This is a genomic window from Jatrophihabitans sp., from assembly GCA_036399055.1.
In the GTDB taxonomy this organism is placed as follows: Bacteria; Actinomycetota; Actinomycetes; order Mycobacteriales; family Jatrophihabitantaceae; genus Jatrophihabitans_A.
The window spans coordinates 99,939-120,553 of record DASWNX010000004.1; the positions used below are offsets into that span (position 1 = coordinate 99,939).

A 20,615-nucleotide genomic window follows, 5' to 3' on the forward strand; every position below is an offset into this window, starting at 1 on the left:
CGTCACCCGGTTGTGCCTGGTCGTGGTTGGCCCCCACCCCTCAGCTGCGAGCGGAATCGGCGGCCACAGAAGGGGTGAGCGCTGAGCGGACCTCGTCGATGATCTGGCGTAGCGGCCGGCCGGTGGACTCGGCCACCGCCTTCACGTCGTCGTACTCCGGTTGCACCGTGACCACGGCGCCGTCCAGGTATCCCCGCTTCACCTGCACGATCCCGCCGTCGTGCTGGACGCTCACGCTGTCGCGGTGCAGCGATCGCCGCTGGACCGGGTAGAGCCGCACGCCAAGGGTCGAGGTGTGCGCGAAGGTCGCCGCGCAGACGCCGTCCACCCGGTCCGGCGCGACCAGAACGGTCAGGAGCATGCCGGGCCGGCCCTTGTGCGCGGTGATCGGAGCGCACCAGGCATCGGCCCCGCCCGCCTTGCGCAAGGCAGCGAGAACGTCCGGCCATAGCCGTGGATCGAGGTCGTCGACGGTGGTCTCGAGAGTGACCAGGTCGGTGCTCACCCAGGTCGGCGTCGCCGACGAGGACTGCCCGATGACGACCCGCACGATGTTGGCGTGCCCCGGCGGGTCGGCCGTCCCGGCCCCGATGCCGACCGTGACCGGCGTGCAGGCAGGCATCGGGCCGTACCCGTCGGCCAGAGTGACCAGCAGGGCGGCGCCGGTCGGGGTGCACAGCTCGCGGGCCGCCGGGTGCGCGGCCACCGGGGCCCGGGCCGCACTCAGCAGGGCGAGCACCGCCGGCGGCGGGACGGTCAGCCGGCCGTGCTCGGCCGTCACCGTGCCGCCGCCAACTGCGATCGGGGACACCGTCACCGTCGCGTCCAGCAGTCCCAACAGGTCCAGGGCGATCGCGCAGCCGACCACGTCGACGACGGCGTCCTGCGCCCCGACCTCGTGAAAGTGCACCTCCGCCGGGTCGACTCCGTGAACGTGGGCCTCGGCGTGGGCGAGCCGCTGGAAGACCGCGACCGCGAAGCGCTCGACTGCCTCCGGTAGCGCGCCGGCGGTGATCTGCTCGACGATCTCGGGCAGGTGCCGGGCATGGCTGGTGGCCGGCGCCTGCACACTCATGTGTCGCGCCCGCAGCCCGTGCCGGCGCACCACGCTGTCCTGCAGGTGCACACCCTGCAACGGAATCCGTGACAGGCCGGCGCGAATGGCGCCCAGGTCCGCGCCGGCGTCGACCAGGGCCGCCAGCAGCATGTCCCCGGCGCATCCGTTGCCGGCGTCGATCCACGCGATGCTCATGAGCCTGCTGGGGCGGTGGCCAGAGCCCGGTGTGAGGCACGGGCGATGCGGGCGGCCGCGACCCCCGCGCCGAAGCCGTTGTCGAGGTTGACCGTGACCACGCCGGCGGCACAGGTGTTGAGCATCGCCAGCAGGGCGGTGAGCCCTTCCATGTGCCAGCCGTATCCGATGCTGGTCGGGACCGCGATCAGCGGGGCGCCGCAGAGCCCGCCCAGCACGGACGGCAGGGCCGCCTCCATGCCGGCAACGGCGACGATCGCATCGGCAGTGCTGATCCGCTCGATCTGAGACAGCAGCCGGTGGATTCCGGCGACCCCCACGTCGACGATGAGGTCGGCCTCCGCGCCGAAGACGGTCACTGTGGTGGCGCACTCCTGGGCCACCGGCAGGTCCGACGTCCCGGCGCACACCACGGCGACGCGTCCGCGGCCGGTGGGCGGTTCGCCCAAGACGACGGTCCGGGCCAGGTCATCGACGTGGGCCTGGGGCAGGTGGCGCCGGCAGTGCTCGCGGCCGGTGGCGTCTACGCGGGTGGCGAGGATGGCCCGATCGGGATGCGCCTCGTGCAGTCGGCTCATCGATGCCACGATCTGCTCCGGCGTTTTGCCTGCGCCGAACACCACTTCCGGGTCTCCGGTCCGGGTGGCCCGGTCCAGGTCGAGTCTGGCGAAGCCCAGGTCTGCGGTAGACGGTCCGACGCCGGTGATATCAGGTCTCGGCATAACGCGACCTTAGTGTTGATACGGGGAGGTGTAAACCTAATTATCCTATTGTGCCGATATGGCGCAGATGTTAATAATTGCGGGGTTACAGCGGTAAGCTCCTATGGGAGCCTGCCGATTTAACGACGACGCATATTGGTCCAGGGCTCGCTCGCCGAGCCCGTTAACCGGCGACCTGCCACATCCGCGCTGTTCCAGCGCTCCGACTGAAGCTGCCGGTCGTTCCACCACGGGGTACGTGTCGAGTCAGGGGTGTAAGTGTATTTCGAGCTGCTCGGAAATCTTCGGGCTCAACATGACGGCCCGGTGGACATCGGTGGGCTGCGGCAGCAGAAGCTACTGGTCGTGCTCCTGCTCGAGCCCGACCGCGTGGTCACCGCGGACCGGTTGATCGAGGCGGTCTGGGACGACCGGCCACCGGCGACGGTCCGAAGGCAGCTGCACAACGCCGTCTCCGGACTGCGGCGCAGCTTCGGGTCAGCCAAGTCGATGATCCTGAAGGACGGCCCGGGCTACCGCCTCGACGTCCCCCCGCAGGACGTCGACGCCCACCGGTTCGTCAGCCTCGTCGGCCAGGCCACGGCTGCGGCTGCCGAAAAGCAATCCGCCCAGGCCATCAACCTGCTTGAGCAGGGGCTGACGCTGTGGAAGGGCCCGGCGCTGTCCGGGCTCAACGGGTCAGTGCTCGACATCATCGCTGCCAGCCTGGAGGAAAAGCGGCTGGGCGCGACCGAGCAACTGCTCGAACTGCGTCTGAGAAGCGGTGAACCGGGAGGGGTGCTGGTGCCGCAACTGGGCGTGCTGGTCTCGCAGAACCCGCTGCGGGAGGAAACCCGGCGCCTGCTGATGCTTGCGCTGCTGGCCAGCGGCCGCAAGGCGGACGCGCTGACCGCCTACGAGCAGGGCCGTCGGCTGCTGCGGGCCGAGATGGGGGTCGAGCCGAGCCTGGAACTGCGCCGGCTGTACGAGCAGATCCTCCGGGACGATCCGGCGGCCCTGGCCGGACGTCGGGATGCCGCCGCCTCCGCGCCGGCGGCGAGGCCGCGACCGGTGGAAGTCGTGCACCCACCCAGCAAGCCCCTCAGCGGCCGTTCCTTCCTTCCGTACCACACAGCTCATTTCATCGGCCGGGCCGAAGAGTTGCGCTCGCTCGCCGTGCCCTGCCCGGCCGCGGAGACCGCGCTGCGCATCGTCGCTGTCGACGGAATGGCCGGTGCGGGCAAGACCACGCTGGCCCTGCGGCTGGCCCACCAGTTGGCGCCGAACTATCCCGGCGGCCAGCTCTTCATCGATATGCAGGGTCACACCCCCGGCCAGGAGCCGCTGGAGCCGGAGGCCGCCCTGGAACGGCTGCTGTTGGACTTCGGGCTGCGGCCGGAGGAGATCCCGGTGGACGCGCGGCAGCGCTCGGCCCGTTGGCGGGCCGAGGTCGCCGAGCGGGGGGTTCTGGTGGTGCTGGACGACGTCCTGGATGTGCGGCAGATCCGTCCGTTGCTGCCCGGCACCGGAAAGGCCCAAGTGATCATCACCAGCAGGCGGCGGCTGGTCGGCCTGGACGGAGCGACGTTCTGCTCGCTGGACATGATGCCGGAGGCGGACGCGGTCGAGCTGTTCACCCGCATCGCCGGCGCCGGCCGGGTAGGTGGGCAGCCGAAGGCGGTCGCCGAGGTTGTCGCGCTCTGCGCGAAGCTTCCGCTGGCGGTCAGCATCGCCGCCTCCCGCTTCCACAGCCGTCCGGCATGGACGCTCACGGACTTGATCGCGCGGTTGCGTGACGATCGGACACGGCTGAGGGAGTTCTCTCTGGGAGAGCGCGACCTGAGCGCCCTCTTCGCCGCCTCCTACCGTCACCTGTCGCCGGAGCAGCGGCGCCTGCTGTGCGTCCTCGGCCTGGCCCATGTCCCCGGTGAGCAGTTCGACGCCGGCGCAGCCGCTGCCCTGGCGAACATCTCTGTGCCAGAAGCGGATCGGCTGCTGGAGGAATTGTTCGACGTGCACCTGCTCCGGCAGAGCGCGGCCGGGCGGTACCACTTCCACGAGCTGCTGCGGCAGTACGCGCTTACCCAGGTGGCCACCGAACTCCAGCTGAGCGACGTCCGCTACGGGTAGTCACCCCGAGCGCCGGGGCGCAGCCGAACCGATGCTGTCCGGTGAGTGCCGATGTTCGACGGATGCCTGACAAAGGCAGTGCCGATGGCTCCGGTTGTGATGCTGGCGGTAGCCCATCGCCGGTCCGGGCGGCGGTGTCCACCTGACGCCGCCGCCCTGGCCGGCGCCGCAGGCCCGAGGAGATCACTGTGGATCGCGCCGCCCCGGCCACGGCTCGTGCCCTGATCGACTCTGCGGCCCACATCAGAAAGCGATGACATGATCCTGACGCACAACACCGTTCTCCCGCCGGATCTGCGCGCTCAGGTGGCTGCGGACCCCACCATCGGCGGAGGCAACCTGCTTCCCGCGCTGCTGGCGCTGAACCCTTTCCCGGACGAGCCGTTCATCAAGTCACTGGTCCCGATCCCATACATCGACGGCGAGACCCGCACCGAGTTCAGCCTGCGCGACCTCCACCATCTGGTGGAGAGCTGGTCGGCCTGGTACTGGGAGCAGGGAGTCCGCCCGAGGGACCGGATCGCCGTCTTCCTGCCTGACTCCATCGCCTATTTCGTGCACTATTCCGCGATCGCTCAGCTGGGCGCCATCGCCGTGCTCATCAACAGCAAGGCCCCGCGCGAGACGGCGGTCGCGCTGTGCGAGCGCACCGGCGCCATCGGCCTCTACACCGACGCCGAGCGGCTCGATCGGATCGCTCCCGACCTCGGGAAACTGACCCTGGGTTGGACGAGGACCATGGAGGAGGTGCCCGGCCCGGCCTCGGCCACCCTTGCGGAGGAGGCCCGTTTCCAGCACCACCCGGACGATCCGGTAGGCCTGATGCACTCCTCCGGCACCACCGGCCTGCCGAAGCCCATCATCCACACCCACCGCACCATCATGGCCGGGCCGAAGTTCCGGGCCCTGGACTACAAGGAGGAACCGAACGCCCTGATCATGACGGCGCTGCCGCAGTCACATCAGGGCTGCATCTCCTTCACCGCGTACGCCGTGCTCGCCGGCCAGCCGTTCCTGCCCTGGGGGGATGTGAACGGACAGAAGCTGGCCACGGCCATCGCCGAACACCAGCCGACGATGGTGATGGCCTTCGGTCACGCCTACGCCGAGATGGCCGCGCTGCCGCCGTCGCAGGACGCCCTGGACTCGGTGAACATCTGGGTGTCCATCGGTGACGCGGTGCACGAGCGGCACATCAAGAATGTGCTCAGGCGACGGTCCCCCGAACGCGAGCCCTCGACCTTCCTGGACCGGCTGGGCACCACCGAACTCGGCTGGGGCGTGCTGATGAAGCCGCGCACGCTGGAGACCGAGCGCAACGACCGCTGCGTCGGCCGCTCGGTCGGCTTCGCCGAAGTGGCGATCGTCCGCGAGAACGGGACCCTCGCAGCGCCTTACGAGGTCGGGTACCTCGGCGCCCAGCCGCCGTCGCGGACCCCCGGCTACTGGGGCAACCCGGACACCACCTACCGCAGCATGCTGGCCGGTTACTGGTTGACCGGCGACATGGCCTACCGCGACGAGGAAGGCAACTTCTACCAGGTGGACCGGGCGACCGACGTCGTGCACACGGTCGAGGGACCGCTCTACTCCGTGCAAACCGAGGAACTCGTGCTGAACGAGGTTCCCGAAGTCGAGGAATGCACTGTCGTGGCCGGGGTCATCGGCCTGGAGAACGTCGCCATCGCGGTGGTGATCGGAGGCGTCGACCCCGAGAAGGTCCTGGTGTCGGCCAATGCGGCGCTGCGCTCGCTGGGCCGTCCGGCCTTGGCGATGGTGGAGGTGGTAGCCGGCGAGGACGGCGATTACCCGCTCGGCCTGACCGGAAAGTCCCTCAAGCGCTTCCTGCGGCAGAAGTACGCCGACCTGCCCACGTACCTGAGCAACCGCGCCGGCAAGAACCTCGCCACGAGCGACTCGGTCACCTGATCGAGGTGCGCCCCGGAGCCGGTCCGGGCCGCGTCTCCTTCTTTTCCAGAGAGGTCACTGTGCCCCACAACCACGTCCAGCTGCTGCCGGTCGCTGATCCGGAGGCCGTCCAGCCTGCCGTTCCGGCGGGTGCGCGACCGTGATCGGGGGAGCCGTCGCCGGACGGGGGTGCGCCGTCGGGCTGCGATCGGGAGGAGTCGGACCTGTCCGATCTGATCGATCCGGCAAGATATACCCCAATCAGCGCGGGGCTGGTCGATCGGCCCGGGGCCGCCTCGACCTCGACCTCGTCCACAAGGAGTCCGCATGACCGTCACCGGGTTGGAGTTCACCTGGCAGCCCGCGCAGCCGGTCTCGCCCGAACGACGTTCTGAACTGCTGGCACAACCGAGGTTCGGCACCACGTACTGCGATCACATGGTGACCATTCAATGGCAGCCTGATCGCGGTTGGCACGACGCCCTGGTCCGGCCGCTGGAATCGTTCTCGTTGCACCCGGCGACCATGGCCTTCCACTACGGTCAGACGATTTTCGAGGGTCTGAGGGCGTTCTGGCGACCGGACGGGCAGCGGGCCCTGTTCCGTCCGGACGATCACGCGGCCCGGTTCAACCGCTCGGCCACTCGGATGGCGATGCCGACCCTGCCGGAGGTGGACTTCGTGGCGGCGCTGCGAGCGCTGCTGCGGGTCGACCAGGCCTGGGTTCCGTCCACCCGCGGGCACAGCCTCTACCTGCGGCCGTTCATGATCGCCTCGGAGACTCACCTGAGTAACCGGTCGGCAGAGCAGTTCCTGTTCACGGTGCTCGGCACCCCGTCGTTCTCCTCCGGTCCCAAGCCGCTTCGGCTGCTGGCCTCCACCGAGTACGTGCGCGCCGCTCCCGGCGGCACCGGGGAGATCAAGTGCGGAGGCAATTACGGCGGCGCCTACATCGCCCAGCGGCAGGCGCTCGCGCGCGGCTGTGACCAGGTGGTCTGGTTGGACGCGCACGAACGCCGCCACATCGAGGAGTCCGGCGGGATGAACCTGTTCTTCGTGGAGCGGACCGACGCCGGACCCCGCATCATCACCTCTCCGCTGACCGGCACGCTGCTGGCCGGCGTCACCCGCGACTCCGTCCTGCGATTGGCCGAGCGTGCCGGGTATCAGGTGAGCGAAGAACGGGTGGCCCTTGACGAGTGGGAACAGGGATGCCGGGACGGACGCTTCATCGAGGCTTTCGCGACCGGGACCGCCGCCGTCGTCCAGCCCGTGGTTGAGGTGCTTTCCGACAGTCGTGAGTGGACGGTGGGGGACGGCCGTCCCGGTCCGGTGATGGCCCAGCTCCGACAGGAATTGACCGACATCCAATACGGCCAGGCGCCAGACACCTTCGGCTGGATGCAGACCGTGGACACCGAAACGAGGACCACATGAGTCGCCTCGGCCCGCAGGACCGGGCGAAGCTGCTGCTCCAGCTGCATTCCAGCGGGGTGCTGGTGATGCCGAACGCGTGGGACGTGGCCAGCGCCGCCGTGTTCGCACAGGCCGGCGCCCGTGCCGTGGCCACCACCAGCGCGGGCCTGGCCTGGAGCCTGGGCTACCGCGACGGCGAGCAGGTGCCCCGGGCTGACTTGTTCCGGCTGCTGCGCCGCATCGCCGAGGTGGTCGACGTGCCCGTCAGCGCGGACATCGAGGCAGGCTTCGGTGCGGATGAGTCCCAGGTGGGCCAGACCGTCACCGCGGTCCTGGAGGCCGGGGTCGTCGGGATCAACATCGAGGACGCCCCTCCGGGTGGAAGCGGGTTGTTCGATCTGCCGGTCGCCGCCGGTCGGGTCGCCGCCGCCCGGGATGCCGCGGTCGCCGCCGGCGTCCCCGACCTGGTGATCAACGCCCGGACCGACGTGTACATGCGCGGGATCGGCGACCCGGCCGAGCGCCCGGCCGAAGTGCTGCGCCGGGCCCACGCCTTCGCCGCTGCCGGCGCCGACTGCGTGTTCGTCCCGGCCCTGTCGGACCTGCAGGTCCTGTCTGACCTGGTGAGGCGTTCCCCGCTGCCGATCAGCGTGGTCACCACCGCCGGTGGCGCCAGCGTCGCGCAACTGCAGGCCGCCGGAGTCCGCCGGATCACCGTGGGCCCGGCTCTGGCCCGGGCCGCCTACACCACGGCCAGTGAGTTGGCCCACGAGTTGCTCGACTCCGGCACCCTGACCGCCTCCTCGCCCTGGCTCGGCTACGACTCGCTGAACGCCCTCCTTCCCACCGTCCCGACCAAGGAGTAGATCACCATGTCTCTGTCTGCGTCCGCCATTCCGAAGGTGGACTTCTACTTCGACCCCGCCTGTCCTTTCGCCTGGATCACCTCCCGGTGGATGCTCGAGGTCGAGCAGAAGCGTGACATCGACCTGAGCTTCCAGGTGATGAGCCTGTCAGTCCTCAACGAGCACCGCGAGATCGAGGACTGGTATCGCGCCTTCTGCGACCGGGCCTGGGGGCCGGTGCGGGTCTGTGTCGCGGCGGCCAAGGATCACGGCGACGGTGTGCTGCGTGAGCTGTACACGGCGCTGGGGACCCGGATCCACAACGGTGGCAACAAGGATTACACCGAAGTCATCCCCCAGGCGCTGGCCGAGGTCGGGCTGCCGGCCGAGCTGGCCGCGGCGGCCGGCAGCACCGACTACGACGAGGAACTGCGGGCCAGCCACCGCCGGGCCCTCGACCCGGTCGGTGAGGACCTCGGCACACCGGCCATCCACATCGACGGGATCGGGTTCTTCGGTCCGGTGCTGAACGCGATCCCGCGCGGCGATGAGGCGGTCGAGGTCTTCGACGCTGCCCTGGCCCTGGCGCGCAACCCCCACTTCTTCGAGATCAAGCGTGCCCGTTCCGGTGGCTTGAACTACGACTGACCGAAAGGAGTCTCACTCATGAGACGGATCGGATTCGTCGAGTCCAACCTCTCCGGCTCCGGCTTCGACGCGTTGCGGGCCGCGCGCAAGCTGGGCCTGCACGTCGTCTTCTTCAACTGCGGTCTGGACCGGTACCACGCGGCGGCCGGTGGCACCGAGGTCCTGCGGACCTGCGTGGACGAGTTCGTGTCCTGTCAGACGCATGAACTGGCCCCGCTGATGGAGGCAGTCAAGGAGGTCGACGCGCAGGCGCCGTTGAGCGCGCTGCTGTCGGTCGCGGAGTACGAAGTCGTGCCGGCCGCGCAGGCCGCTCGCCAGCTCGGCCTGCCCGGCCCGGACCCGGACGGGATCAGCATCGCCCGCAACAAGGTCGACCAGCGGCGCCGCTGCCGGGAGCGGGGGGTGCCCGGGCCGGCCTTCCAGGTCGTGACCACGCTCGCGGAGGCGTCCGCGGCGGCCGAGGAGATCGGCCTGCCCTGCGTGGTCAAGGCCGCGGATGAGACCAGCGGGGTTCACGTGGTGCGCTGCACCACGGTGGACGAGGTGAGCATGGCCTTCTCCGCCATCGTGGCCCGGCCCACCAACCGGCGCGGGCAGGCCACGCGTCCGGAGGTCCTGGTGGAGGAGTGCCTGGTCGGGTTCGAGGTCAGCGTCGAGGTACTGGCCCAGGGCGGCTCGCACAGCGTCCTGGGGGTGACCGACAAGACTGTCAGCGCAGGCAACCGATTCGTCGAGCTCGGCCACACCTTTCCCTCCGTCCTGCCCGAGGGGGTGCGGGAGGACCTCGCCGGCGCCGCCGTGGCCGCGGCCCGGGCCGTGGACTTCGACCTGGGGATCGCCCACGTCGAGCTGAAGTACACCGCCGACGGTCCGAAGCTGGTCGAGATCAACCCGCGCCCGGCCGGTGGGCGGATCACCGAGTTGATGGACCGCAGCCTCGGTGTGGCGAGCATGGAACTCGTGGTCCGCCAATACCTCGGCGAGTCCGTCGGCCCGGTCACCGGGCCCGTCTCCGGAGCGGCGATCCGGTACCTGAGCGCAGATCCCGGCGTCGTGGACAGTGTGAGCGGTCTGGATATCGCCCGGGCGGTTCCGGGCGTGCAGGAAGCCGTGGTCTACCTCGCCCCGGGAATGAGCGTGCGGCCGTTGCGGGTGAACGAGGACCGGATCGGCCACGTCCTGGCCACCGCCGATGACCCCTACCTGGCACAGCGTCTGGCCGAGACCGCGGCCGCCCAGATCGTGGTGACCACCGGCCGAGCATGACCGATGCACGCTCGATGGCCCGCGCGCCAGGCCTGCTGGTGATCCGGCGCCTTGGTGATCCGGCGCCGGTCAGGGTCCGGACGTGGCCGGCGCCCGGTAGGTCGACAGCTGCCCCGGACCGGTCCGGATCAGCTCCTGCAGACGGACCAGCACCTGATCGACCAGGGCCGGCCGGGTCATGAGCGCATCGTGCGCAGCCTGGTCCAGTTCTACCCGGAAACCCTGACCCAGTAACCGGACTCGCAGGTCGCGGGGGGTGAGACCGGCTCCGGTCAGCTGTTCGCGCAGCGCCGCCTCGGCCCGCTCGACCAGGTTCAGCCGGGTCAGCGAGACCGGTACCCCGACGGCGATCCGTGAGGCCAGACAGGGCATGGCTGGTTTGTCGGCCACCCGCAGGGACCAGGACCTGGCCAGCAGGCGGATCTCCTGCTTTCCCAGGCCGGCCTCGGCCAGCGGCTCGATCACCTTCAGCTCCTGGGCTGCCCGCAGCCCCGGCCGGTGTGCGGCCCGGTGGTCGTCGGCGTGGGTGCCGGTGGCCACGTGGTGGATGCCCTGGCGGGCGGCCACAGCGGACACGGCGGTCAGGACGGTGTGCTTGCAGAAGTAGCAGCGGTCTCCGGCGTTGCTGCGGTAGCCGGGCACGTCCAGCTCGTCAGTGCCGATCTCGATCAGCTCGACGCCCAGCTCCCCGGCCACCTCGCGGGCGAGCGCCAGCTCGGTGCGGGCGAGGCTGGGGGAGTCGGCGATCGCGGCCCGGACCCGGTCGGCAGGCAGCGCCCGCAGGGCCGCGGCAAGCACCAGGGCGGAGTCGACCCCGCCGGAGAAGGCCACGACGACGCCGTCGAGCATCCGCATCCGGGCAAGCAGCCGCTCTGACAGCTCGCCGGGATCCTGCGCCACCTCGGTCACTGCACGTGCCGTCCGCCGTCGAGGACGACGCGCTCGAGTCTGGCCGTCGATGGGGCCTGCGGTGCGGTGACAGTCGCGCTCACGCGGTCACGATCCCTTCTGCCCGGACCCGGCTCTGCAGGCAGCGCAGCGCGTTGCCGACCATCTGCATGCCGTGCTCGGTGAACAACGATTCGGGGTGGAACTGGACGCCCTCGATTGGCAGGGTGCGGTGCCGCAGGCCCATGATCTCGCCGGTGTCGGTCCAGGCGGTCGCGACCAGCTCGGCCGGCAAGGCTTCGGCCTCGACCACCAGCGAGTGGTACCGCGCCACCGTTATCAGCTGCGGCACCCCGTCGAAGACGCCCTCTCCGTCATGGGTGATCGTCGAGCACTTGCCGTGCATCGGCTCGGCCCCGTGCCGGATTCGGCCCCCGAACGCCGCGGCGATCGCCTGGTGGCCCAGGCAGACTCCGAAAACCGGTATCCGCGGACCTAGTTGTCGCACCACCTCGACCGAGATGCCCGCGTCGAACGGGTCACCCGGCCCCGGCGAGATGATGATCAGGTCGGGCGCGAGGTCGGCGACCTGCTGCACCGTCACCTCGTCGTTGCGGTGCACGACGCGCTCGGCGCCCAGTTCCCCCGTGTATTGCACGAGGTTGTAGACGAACGAGTCGTAGTTGTCGATCACGCAGATCATGCGGCTGCTTCTTCTGCTACGGACACGCCGATGACGCGCGCGGCGGAGCCGAGTTTGGCCAGGCATTCGGCGTACTCGTCGGAGGGCTGTGAGTCATGGACGATTCCGCCGCCGGCCTGCAGGCGGATCAGCCCGTTCCACAGGACGAGGCTGCGGATCGTCAGGAAGAGGTCCACGTGGGCCAGGCCGAAGGAGCCGACGGCGCCGGAGTACAGCCAGCGGCGGTTCGGCTCGAGATCGTCGATGATCTCCATCGCCCGGACCTTGGGAGTGCCGGTCATGGTGCCTGCCGGGAACGTCGCCCGGATCAACTCGTCGGTCCGGCTGCCCGCGAGGATGCGGCCGCGCACATCCGAGGTCAGGTGCATGACGTGGGAGTAACGCTCCACCTCCATCAGCCGGTCCACCCGCACACTTCCCGGCCGGCAGACCCGCCCCAGGTCGTTGCGGGCCAGGTCGACCAGCATGCGGTGCTCGGCCAGTTCCTTGACCGAGGAACGCAATTCAGCCTCGATCAACCGGTCGCTCGGCCGGTCTAGGCCGCGTGGGCGGGTCCCGGCCAACGGGCGGATCAGGGCCGTCCCGCCGCCCAGGGTCAGGCACGGCTCCGGTGAGGCGCCGACAACCTCGAACTGCGGACCGGCGTACCAGAAGTGATACGGGGACGGGTTGATCGACGTCAGCCGGTCGTAGATGGTCAGCGCGTCCGTGGTGGCCGGCGCGGTCCAGCTGAGCGACAGCACGAGCTGGAAGACGTCACCGTCAAGAATGTGCTGCTGCGCCTGGCAGACGGCGTCGGCGTACTCCTCGTAACTGAGATTGAACCGGCCCGCGCCGATGCTGACCTCGCCCAGCGCTGTCACGCTGAGCCGGTCGAGGATCCGCACCACCTGCCCGGCCGCGGCGCGTGCCGCCGCCGGTGAGGACCCCCGGCCGATCACCTGAGCGTGCCCGTCCTCGAAGCGCACCAGCACCTCGGGCAGGAAGAACTCATACACCGGCAGCGGTTCGGCGGGGTGCCGGCTGGGCAGCCGCTCCATGTCGCGCACTGCGTCGTAGCCGAGAACGCCGTACCAGGCCGCTTCCCAGTCGGGACTGTCCGGTTGCAGCTCCAGCCCGGCGAGGAAGTCCACGGCGTCGGCCAGCGGCGCCGAGCCGGCGCCACCCGGATGCGACAGCACGGCCAGCTCGCCCACGGCAAGGGTGACCGGTCCCCGGCCGCCGGTCCCGGAACTGAGCATGACCCGACCGGCCGGGCGCAGCGCGGCGGCCGCGGCCACCGGCTGCACCGGCTGCAGCGGCAGGACATGCCGGTACAGCCGCGAACCGGGACGCAGGGTCGAGGAGATCGTCAATGGGTCACGCCCTGCCCCCCACCAGGCTCGGCGCCCGGAACTGGGTCCGTTCGTGCGCGCTCACGGTCTGACCCATCGCGTACCTGAAGGCGGCCTTCTGGATCGCCCGCGGCGGGCAACCCTCGATGTAGATGCCGAGTTCTCGATTCTCGTACAGGCAGTTGCCGACCAGGACGACAGCGCCACGCAACGTCGGCGTCTCGATCTGCGGTCCGCACAGGATCGTCATCTCCCCGTCCCAGGCCAGCATCTCCTCGGCCAGCGCGTGCAGCGCCCCGGCCAGGAACCGGCTGCAGGCCCGGCAGGCGTGCTCGGCGTACACGTGGATCCCCACCCTGGGCGAGCGGATCTGGACCGGGGCCTTGACCATGTCGAAAGCCAGCTCTTGCGGGGCCGTTCCCAGCATCTCGATGTCGGCCAGATCGATCGGTCCCATCCCGCGGGCATGCGCGTCGCGCAGGTAGGCCACCTCCCGGGGGTCGAATCCGGCCAGGTCGCCGACCGCGACGTCGAGGGCGACCGCGTTGCGGCTCGCGGCCAGGAAACCCACCGCGCGCGCCTGCCCGTCCATCGGGTAGTTGCCCTCGATCACGGTCGTCCCGTCGCAGATCACCAGGTCCTGCGGTCGCATCAGGTTGAGGTCGACCGTCGACTCGTCGACGCCGGCCATGTGCACGATCCGGGTGGTGTACCCGGGCAGCAGCCCGACCAGATTCTTCATCGCGTTGGAGTAGATGACGCTGGCATGCGTGCGCAACTGGGGCACCCCGATGAAGTAGTCGCAGTCGAGGATGAGCTCCGGCACCGCGATCGGCACCCGCAGCGAGGTCGCCTCCGCAATGCTGGTGATCCGCAGCGGCAGGTCGTCGAAGCTCACCACCCGGGCGTACCGGGCGGCCTCGTGCTCGCCCAGCAGCTCGTAGATCGCGTGGGTGCGCTCGGCGATCACCGGGCGCCCGCCATGCTCGGCCACTGTCCTGGCGATGGCGGCCAGCAGGGTGGTGTTGACGTGGAAGCCAGGCCGGGTCTGGAACAGGTTGGGTTTGATCAGGACCGTGTCACCGGCTCGCAGCTGGGCCAGCGGCGAGCCGATCAGTTCCAGGAGCTGTCGCAGGGCATCGGGGATCGCGCTGTCCTCAGGCGCGGGGGCCAGCGCGACCTGATGCCGCGGGCCGGCCGCCGCGGACGGGTCAGGCTCCACCGGTCTCCTCCATCGCCAGGACCCGGGTGGGCGCGGCCTCGGCTCCGGCGACCTTCATCGGCAGGGCCATCAACTGCACCACCTGGCGGCTCAGCTCATGCAGGTTGGCCACGTACTCCAGCAGCGGGATCCCGGCGGCCAGCAGCCGGTGATGCACCGGCGACTCGGCGTCCCCGGGGCGTTCGGTGAGGCAGTCCAACCCGAACAGGCTGGCGCGGTTGTCGATCGCCCAGTCTGCCGCCGAGGGCGTCAGGTAGGGCGGGCGGTCCCAGTAGTCGGGCTGGCCCCAGTTGTGCCGCAGGTAGTCCGTGCGCACCAGCAGCCGGTCACCCGGCTCCCAGACCGGCCGCAGAGCCGCCTCGAGATCATCACCGGTCACCGGCTCGAGGTCGAACTTGTGAGACAGGTCGGCGACGCAGGCCCGACCCACCAGGGTGTCGAGGGGAACCTCGTCGATGCCCTCGGCGCCGGGAAAGAAGTGCAGCCGGTATTCCATGTGAGTGCCGTTATGCGGGAACACGTGCAAGTAGGAGAACGTGCGCTTGGTGCCGTACGGGTCGGTCTCCGGCGTCATGGAACGCTCGCTGACGAATTTCGGGAACCAGTCCGCGGGATACGACGGCATTCCGTCGTAGAAGCCGTGGGTCAGGTCGACGAGTCTGGTCATGGTCCTTGTCCTTCGGTGAGATCTCTCTCGACAGACGCAAGCGTGTGTGTCAGCAGCTCGCAGACTCGGTCAAGGCGTCGGCGAGCGCCGCGATGGCAGGCATGCGCCCCCCACCTCACATCGCCGACCATGGTGGTCGGCGACGTCTGCCGCGAAGCATGTGCCGGTCGGCCATCAAGGGGGTATTCGCGCTACATCGCGGGACCGGAAGGGTCGATGTACCCGGCGATCTCCTTCGCCAGTGGCCTGATCCGGTCAGCGCAGGAAAACGCAGGTGCTGCGGGTGTTCGGGTCGGCGCTGTTCGAGATCACGCCGTCGCCACCGGGCGGCACCATCCGCCCTAAGCCGCCGGCGAGACCGTTCGGGGTCACGAAGGCCCCCCAGAGGATGCGCCAGTCCTGCCGTTCACCGGTCTGCGGGTCGATCACCCCCTCCTCGTTGGGCCGGACCTCCTGCTGGACCAGGGCGCCGGTGGCGGCGCCGGCCTCGATCACCTCTCGCCAGCGGCGCGGGTCCGCATAGCGGCCGACCACCACTCCCTGACCGCCGGAAAGGCCGGTGGGCTTAAGCACGAGTTCCTCCCGGCGCTCCCGGCACTCCTCGATCAGCCGACGGTCGACCGCGGTTCCCGGCCGGCCCAGCACACGACTCCACGGCACCAGCCGCTCGATCAGGCTCCGTTCCGCGGGGGTGAACGTGGCCGCGTCGGCGGCCCGCTCGGACAACAGCGCCAGCGTGCCCTTGTTGCCGAAGGGGTTGCTCGAGAACGGCGTCCACAGCACCACGGCGCCGTCCTGATGGGCCCGGAACACCGGTTCCAGCAGGGCCTCGCCCTCGGGATGGGCGAGCATCTCCTCCAGGCCGAAGTAGCGCAGGATCAGATCGATCGGCGTTCCGTCGAGATGCGGCTTCCCGCGGACGAATTCGAGATCGCTGAGTTCGCCGACCCGGCTGGTCAAGCCATGCCCCATCAGCTGGTCGGCCAGGGCCTGACGCCGGTGGCCGTAGGCCGTCAACCCGCCCGGCGCCTCCAGGATGGCCACCACCGGATCGTCGACCGCGACCGGCTTGGCCGCCTCGCGCAGGGTGAGGGCGATGTCCGCGCCGGTGTCGTGCTGGCGCAGCCCGTGCTCGGCCGCGAACTGCGCGAATGCCGGCACTCGCAACATCGCCGAGCCGAGGAGCTCGGCCATCTCCATCCCGCCGACGGGACTGCCGACGTTGAACTCCAGGAGCCGGTAGGCGGCGCCGTCGTGGTACATGTCCGAGCGGCCGTACATCGGTGGCGGCGCGTCCCCCAGTCGCCGCATCAGCGCGGCGCGCCGCTCGTCGATACCCAAGAACTCGCAGAACCGGCCCAGGTCACCGTCGAAGCAGCGGGCCGGCAGCTCGGTGAGCAGGCCGAAGACGGCGGCCAGGTCGTCACCGAAGGCCCTCAGCTCCGCCTCGTCGGCGATCAGGGGCCGGGCCGCCACCCGCCACGACTTGAGCCAGTCGACGGACACGTCCACCTCGGTCATCAGATGACGCAAACGGCTTCCTGGCTGGGCGCATTCGTTGAGGTAGGCCTCGGTGGCCCGGGCTGCGGTGTTCGGCACGATGATCGGCTCCTTCGCCGGGTCGGGCTCTGCCTCGATCAGGCAGGAGCGGGGATGTCGGCCGCCTGGCGGGCCTGGAGATGACCGAGAACGGCGCGGTATTGAACGATGATGACGACGCCCATCAGCACGTAGAGGGCGGCGATCCCCCAGGAACTCACGATCGCACCCAGCGAGATGGTCACCGCTGCCAGCGACTGGGCGAGGCGGATGTTGAGGTTGTATGCGGCCATGTAGCGGGTACGCCCCTGCTCGGGAACCAGTTCGGCCAGGATCGACTGCTTGATCGGCACGTTCAGCAACTCGCCAAGGGTCAGCACGAGACAGGCCAGCAGCAGCACCCACGCCGAGTTGGTCACGGCCAGCACCGCGAACCCGGCGGTGTACATCGTGATTCCGACGTAGAGCCGGGGCCGGTCGGAGACCCGGCGCAGCAGGACCTGGGAGAACAGCGCCAGGACGATGACCAGGATGGTGTTCTCGGCCTTGAGCAAACCGAGCATCCGAGGGCCGTCGATGTTGTCGAAGCCGAACAGGGACTGGGTAGGCATGTCGCCGGCCAGTCGGATGCCGACGTAGTTGTTCATCTGGAGTTCGAGGGTCATGCCCAGGGTGGCCGCGAGCAACAACCGGGCGAACACCCGGTCGACGAAGACCAGCCGGTATCCGTCGATCATCTGGCTGAGCCCGTTCGGCCTGCTCGGCGCGGCGGGCGCCCCCGCCGCCGGCCGGGGCCGGGTCTCGGAGATGAGAAGCACGGTGGCGAGCAGGGAGCCGGCCATGCCCGCCGCCGCGATCACCAGCAGCAGGCCGAAGTGCGACCGGTAGAGGAAGCCACCGAGCATGGCCCCGATGGCCAGCGCCAGGTTCACCGCCCAGTAGTTGACTGTGTAGACGAACTTGCGGTTCTCCGTGGTCGTCACGTCGACGATCATCGAATCGTTGGCCGGCATGGCCATGCTGGTGCTGAACTTGACCAGGCCGTAGCTGACATACACCGCCAGCGCTCCCCAGCCGGCCACGTGCGCCAGCGCCATCAATCCGAAGAAGGCGAACGCCGCCAGCTCGCCCACGATCAACACGGGCCGACGGCCCCAGGTGTCAGACAGATGGCCCCCGACGAGCATGGCCGCGATGGCCAGGACGGCCAGCAACAGCACCAGCGCGCCGGTGATCGCGGCGCCGAGACGCTCGGCCAGATAGATCGCGATGAAGATGCCGATCATGGAATCGGTGAGCCGCTGGATGAACATCACCGCCATCCGGACCCGGACGTTGCGCGGAAGCGCCATGAAGTTCACGGGGTGACCACCTGCCCGGCCAGAGCGGGGGCCTCAACCTCGACAGTGATCATCGAGCGCACCCGGTCCGCGCGCTCGAGCGCCTGCGCGGCGTCGGCCCCGGTGAGAATGACGAACCCGTGGCGGGTCTTGGAGTTGACCGTCTGCGCAATCGTCTGGCCCACCTTGAACGGGAAGCTGACCGAGTCCACGAAGTCCAGTTCCCGCACGGCCTCCAGACCGCGCACCGCGCGCAGGACGCCCAGCGGCAGGTCGAGAAAGGCGATGTGCCCGACCGAACGTGACCGCGGCGCTGCTGGGGCCCGACCAGCCAGCGCTGCGAACACCTCCTGCTTGACATCGATTCCGGTGGCCAGCTCAATGATCACCGGGATCTTGTCCCCGCCCAGGCGGGCCTGTGACTCCACGATCCGCGGGCCGTCGGCGGTGACGATCACTTCGGTGTGCGCCGGGCCGCACCGGTAACCCGCCGCGTCCAGCAGAGTCACCGCCAGGGCGGCCACCTGCCGGGTCTGGTCGCTGTCGGGCTCGGGAAACAGATGTCCCATCTCCACGAAATGCGGCAGCGGCCCCAGCAGTTTGCGGGTGACCCCGATGACGTGGTGGACCCCGTCAACGGTCAGCGTTTCCACGCTGAACTCCGGCCCCCGCAGGTACTCCTCGACCAGCAGCGGCCCGTCGTACTGGTAGCCGGCCAGGGACTGGCCCCAGGCCGGCAGGTCCGCCGGATCGGTGAGCAGGTAGGTCCCCCGGCTGCCGGCCAGGGTGGTCGGCTTGAGGACCACCGGCAGCTCGAAATCAGCCAGTAACCCGGCCACCTCGCTCCAGTGCCCGGCCTCGGCGAACCGGACGGTGGAGATGCCGCGCTCGCGCAGCAGTCGGCGCATGGCCAGCTTGTCGTTGACCAGCGTCACCGCCTCGGGCGGGTTGACCGCCCGACCCAGCTCGGCGGCCGTCTGGTACGCCGTCGCCATCGAGTCCTCGCTACCGAGGTGCCAGACGTAATCGGCGTTGAACTCCCGCACAGCCGCGCGGATCGCCTCCGCGTACGCCGTGCGGTCGGTGAAGTCCACCAGCCGGAATTCCTCCACCTGCGCCTGGACCTCCGCCAGGTACGCGCCGGCCTGCGAGCCGTAGAGCCGGTCGGCCACCGCCCGGTCCCAGATGGCACTGATGCGGAACCCTTCTTGATGGGCCTTGGCGATGTAGGCCTGGTAAGGCATCACCATGACGAGGTTCGACATTCCGGTCTCCTCGAAAGTCGGTCGGATGAGCGCTTCACCGCGACCGGGACGCACGGGTGCGCGCGATCGCGGGTACGGACTGCCCGGTGAATCCCGCCGACTGTGGACGCGGACGACGGCGTGGGCGTTCGGCGCATCACTTGAGCCCTAGCTGGAAGGCGTCGTCGGAAGCGGCGCGCGCCGCGTCACTCGTCAGGTTCGGCGGACGTGCGGTGGTTCGCGGTGCGAACAGTGAGAACTGAGTCGTCCTCAGCTGGTGGGCGGGCGGAACTCAGGCTGGACGACGAGGCGCTGCCACCTGCCGTCGGCCTGCCTACGGACCACCTGGGCGCGGGCGCCCGAACCGTCTTTCGCCCGGTGTGGCGGTTAAGGCGATGTCGCCGAGGGCGAGGGTCGGAAGCGGCTCGATCCTCGGGCTTCAGGACCTTCTCGTTCTCGGGGCACGAAGTTCCTTCCATCGAGTCGAATGGCCCCATACTCCACATTTGTCCGTAATAAGTCCAGTGAAACTTTCCGTCGCCCCATGAACAGAGTCATGCGGGATCAGACCGTTCCGGGCCGTTCCGGGCCGTTCCGGGCCTTGATCGACTCGCCCAGTCCCGGCATTGGAGGACTCGGCCGGCACTGGCGACCGTCGCTGACCGACCTCCGGCACGCCGGCTAAGCAGGGCTGAGAGAGCCGGCTCCGGGACGGAGCCGCCCCCGCTGCCCGGGATGACAGAATCGCGTTATGGATGACGATCTTCGGGTGCTCAGCGGCGGGGACGGCGATCCGCTGCTGCTTCTGCTGCACGGACTCGGCGCGACCGGCGACGTGTGGGCCGCGTGGCAACCGATGCTGGCTGACCGGTGGCCGGGCCGGTGGCTGGCGCCCGATCTGCCCGGTCACGGTGGCTCGGCGCCGCTGCCGGAGTACACGTTCGACGCTCTGGCCGCGGCGGTGCGACCGCTCGTGGAATCCGGCGGCCAGACCGTCGTGCTGGGGCATTCCCTGGGCGGGGTGGTCGGCCTCGCGCTGGCCGCCGCCGGGGCGCCGGTGGCCGCGGTCGCCGGGCTGGGGATCAAGGTCGCCTGGACCGACGAGGAGCTCGACAAGGCGCAGGCGCTGGCCCGTCGGCCGGTGACGTGGTTCGCCTCCCGCGAGGAGGCGGCTACCCGGCACCTGCGGGTGTCGGGGCTGGCGGGCCTGCTGGGCGCCGACGACCCGGCGGTGGCGGCCGGGCTGGTGGGGGAGGACGGCCGGTGGCGCCTCGCGCTGGACCCGCGCGCCTTCGGGGTCGGAGCGCCGGACATGGCCGGCCTGGTGGCACGCTCCCCGGCGGCGGTCACGCTGGCGCGCGGCGAGTTCGACCCGATGAACAGCGACGCCCAGCTCGGGCAGTGGGGCGTGCCGGTGGTGACCCTGCCCGGCCTGGGCCACAACGCGCATGTGGAGAGTCCCGAGCAGTGCCTGGGGCTGCTGGCGTAGCGGAACGGGCCGGCGCTGCGCTT

At 69.8% G+C, this 20,615-nt stretch carries 17 protein-coding genes; 7 read left to right on the forward strand and 10 right to left on the reverse strand.

Annotated elements, in window-relative coordinates; genetic code table 11:
- Window positions 1-40: 40 nt before the first annotated feature.
- Both larC and larB read right to left on the reverse strand, forming a co-directional pair.
- The gene (larC, locus tag VGB75_01425; GenBank protein HEY0165677.1) at window positions 41-1,252 is read right to left on the reverse strand and encodes a nickel pincer cofactor biosynthesis protein LarC; all 1,212 of its coding nucleotides are present in this window, start codon (window positions 1,250-1,252) and stop codon (window positions 41-43) included.
- Complete coding sequence (gene larB, locus VGB75_01430; protein ID HEY0165678.1) at window positions 1,249-1,974, reverse strand: nickel pincer cofactor biosynthesis protein LarB; 726 nt, start codon at window positions 1,972-1,974, stop codon at window positions 1,249-1,251. Before larB ends, larC begins: the two co-directional genes overlap by 4 nt.
- 306 nt (window positions 1,975-2,280) lie before the next feature.
- Between larB and VGB75_01435 the strand changes: the two genes are divergently transcribed.
- From VGB75_01435 to VGB75_01460, 6 genes are all read left to right on the forward strand, one after another.
- Window positions 2,281-4,083, forward strand: a complete 1,803-nt coding sequence (locus VGB75_01435) for a BTAD domain-containing putative transcriptional regulator (protein HEY0165679.1) — start codon at window positions 2,281-2,283, stop codon at window positions 4,081-4,083.
- A gap of 258 nt (window positions 4,084-4,341) precedes the next feature.
- On the forward strand, window positions 4,342-6,012 hold the full coding sequence (locus VGB75_01440; protein ID HEY0165680.1) for a class I adenylate-forming enzyme family protein: 1,671 nt from the start codon (window positions 4,342-4,344) through the stop codon (window positions 6,010-6,012).
- A 306-nt stretch (window positions 6,013-6,318) separates the two neighbouring features.
- The gene (locus VGB75_01445; GenBank protein HEY0165681.1) at window positions 6,319-7,428 is read left to right on the forward strand and encodes a branched-chain amino acid aminotransferase; all 1,110 of its coding nucleotides are present in this window, start codon (window positions 6,319-6,321) and stop codon (window positions 7,426-7,428) included.
- Complete coding sequence (locus tag VGB75_01450; GenBank protein HEY0165682.1) at window positions 7,425-8,273, forward strand: isocitrate lyase/phosphoenolpyruvate mutase family protein; 849 nt, start codon at window positions 7,425-7,427, stop codon at window positions 8,271-8,273. Before VGB75_01445 ends, VGB75_01450 begins: the two co-directional genes overlap by 4 nt.
- 6 nt (window positions 8,274-8,279) lie before the next feature.
- Entirely contained in the window at window positions 8,280-8,900 is a 621-nt protein-coding gene (locus VGB75_01455; protein ID HEY0165683.1) for a DsbA family protein, read from the forward strand.
- A gap of 18 nt (window positions 8,901-8,918) precedes the next feature.
- Window positions 8,919-10,166, forward strand: a complete 1,248-nt coding sequence (locus tag VGB75_01460) for an ATP-grasp domain-containing protein (protein HEY0165684.1) — start codon at window positions 8,919-8,921, stop codon at window positions 10,164-10,166.
- Between the two features lie 69 nt (window positions 10,167-10,235).
- Here the strand turns inward: VGB75_01460 and VGB75_01465 are convergent, their stop codons facing one another.
- From VGB75_01465 to VGB75_01500, 8 genes are all read right to left on the reverse strand, one after another.
- Window positions 10,236-11,075 (reverse strand): ATP-dependent sacrificial sulfur transferase LarE, encoded by an 840-nt coding sequence (locus VGB75_01465; protein ID HEY0165685.1) that lies wholly within the window; start codon window positions 11,073-11,075, stop codon window positions 10,236-10,238.
- Between the two features lie 79 nt (window positions 11,076-11,154).
- Entirely contained in the window at window positions 11,155-11,757 is a 603-nt protein-coding gene (locus VGB75_01470; protein HEY0165686.1) for an aminodeoxychorismate/anthranilate synthase component II, read from the reverse strand.
- Window positions 11,754-13,112 carry an anthranilate synthase component I family protein gene (locus tag VGB75_01475; protein HEY0165687.1) on the reverse strand — a complete coding sequence of 453 codons (1,359 nt, stop codon included), beginning with the start codon at window positions 13,110-13,112 and terminating at the stop codon, window positions 11,754-11,756. Before VGB75_01475 ends, VGB75_01470 begins: the two co-directional genes overlap by 4 nt.
- A gap of 4 nt (window positions 13,113-13,116) precedes the next feature.
- Window positions 13,117-14,313 carry a DUF362 domain-containing protein gene (locus VGB75_01480; protein ID HEY0165688.1) on the reverse strand — a complete coding sequence of 399 codons (1,197 nt, stop codon included), beginning with the start codon at window positions 14,311-14,313 and terminating at the stop codon, window positions 13,117-13,119.
- A complete protein-coding gene (locus VGB75_01485; GenBank protein HEY0165689.1) occupies window positions 14,303-14,980 on the reverse strand; it encodes a cyclase family protein in 678 nt (225 codons plus the stop codon). The genes VGB75_01480 and VGB75_01485 overlap by 11 nt, the downstream gene beginning before the upstream one ends.
- A gap of 255 nt (window positions 14,981-15,235) precedes the next feature.
- A complete protein-coding gene (locus VGB75_01490) occupies window positions 15,236-16,579 on the reverse strand; it encodes a hypothetical protein (protein HEY0165690.1) in 1,344 nt (447 codons plus the stop codon).
- A 38-nt stretch (window positions 16,580-16,617) separates the two neighbouring features.
- The gene (locus VGB75_01495) at window positions 16,618-17,871 is read right to left on the reverse strand and encodes an MFS transporter (GenBank protein HEY0165691.1); all 1,254 of its coding nucleotides are present in this window, start codon (window positions 17,869-17,871) and stop codon (window positions 16,618-16,620) included.
- Window positions 17,872-17,876: 5 nt separating this feature from the next.
- Window positions 17,877-19,124, reverse strand: coding sequence for an ATP-grasp domain-containing protein (locus tag VGB75_01500; GenBank protein ID HEY0165692.1), 1,248 nt, complete (start codon window positions 19,122-19,124; stop codon window positions 17,877-17,879).
- Window positions 19,125-19,854: 730 nt separating this feature from the next.
- Between VGB75_01500 and VGB75_01505 the strand changes: the two genes are divergently transcribed.
- On the forward strand, window positions 19,855-20,592 hold the full coding sequence (locus VGB75_01505; GenBank protein HEY0165693.1) for an alpha/beta fold hydrolase: 738 nt from the start codon (window positions 19,855-19,857) through the stop codon (window positions 20,590-20,592).
- Window positions 20,593-20,615: the final 23 nt, after the last annotated feature.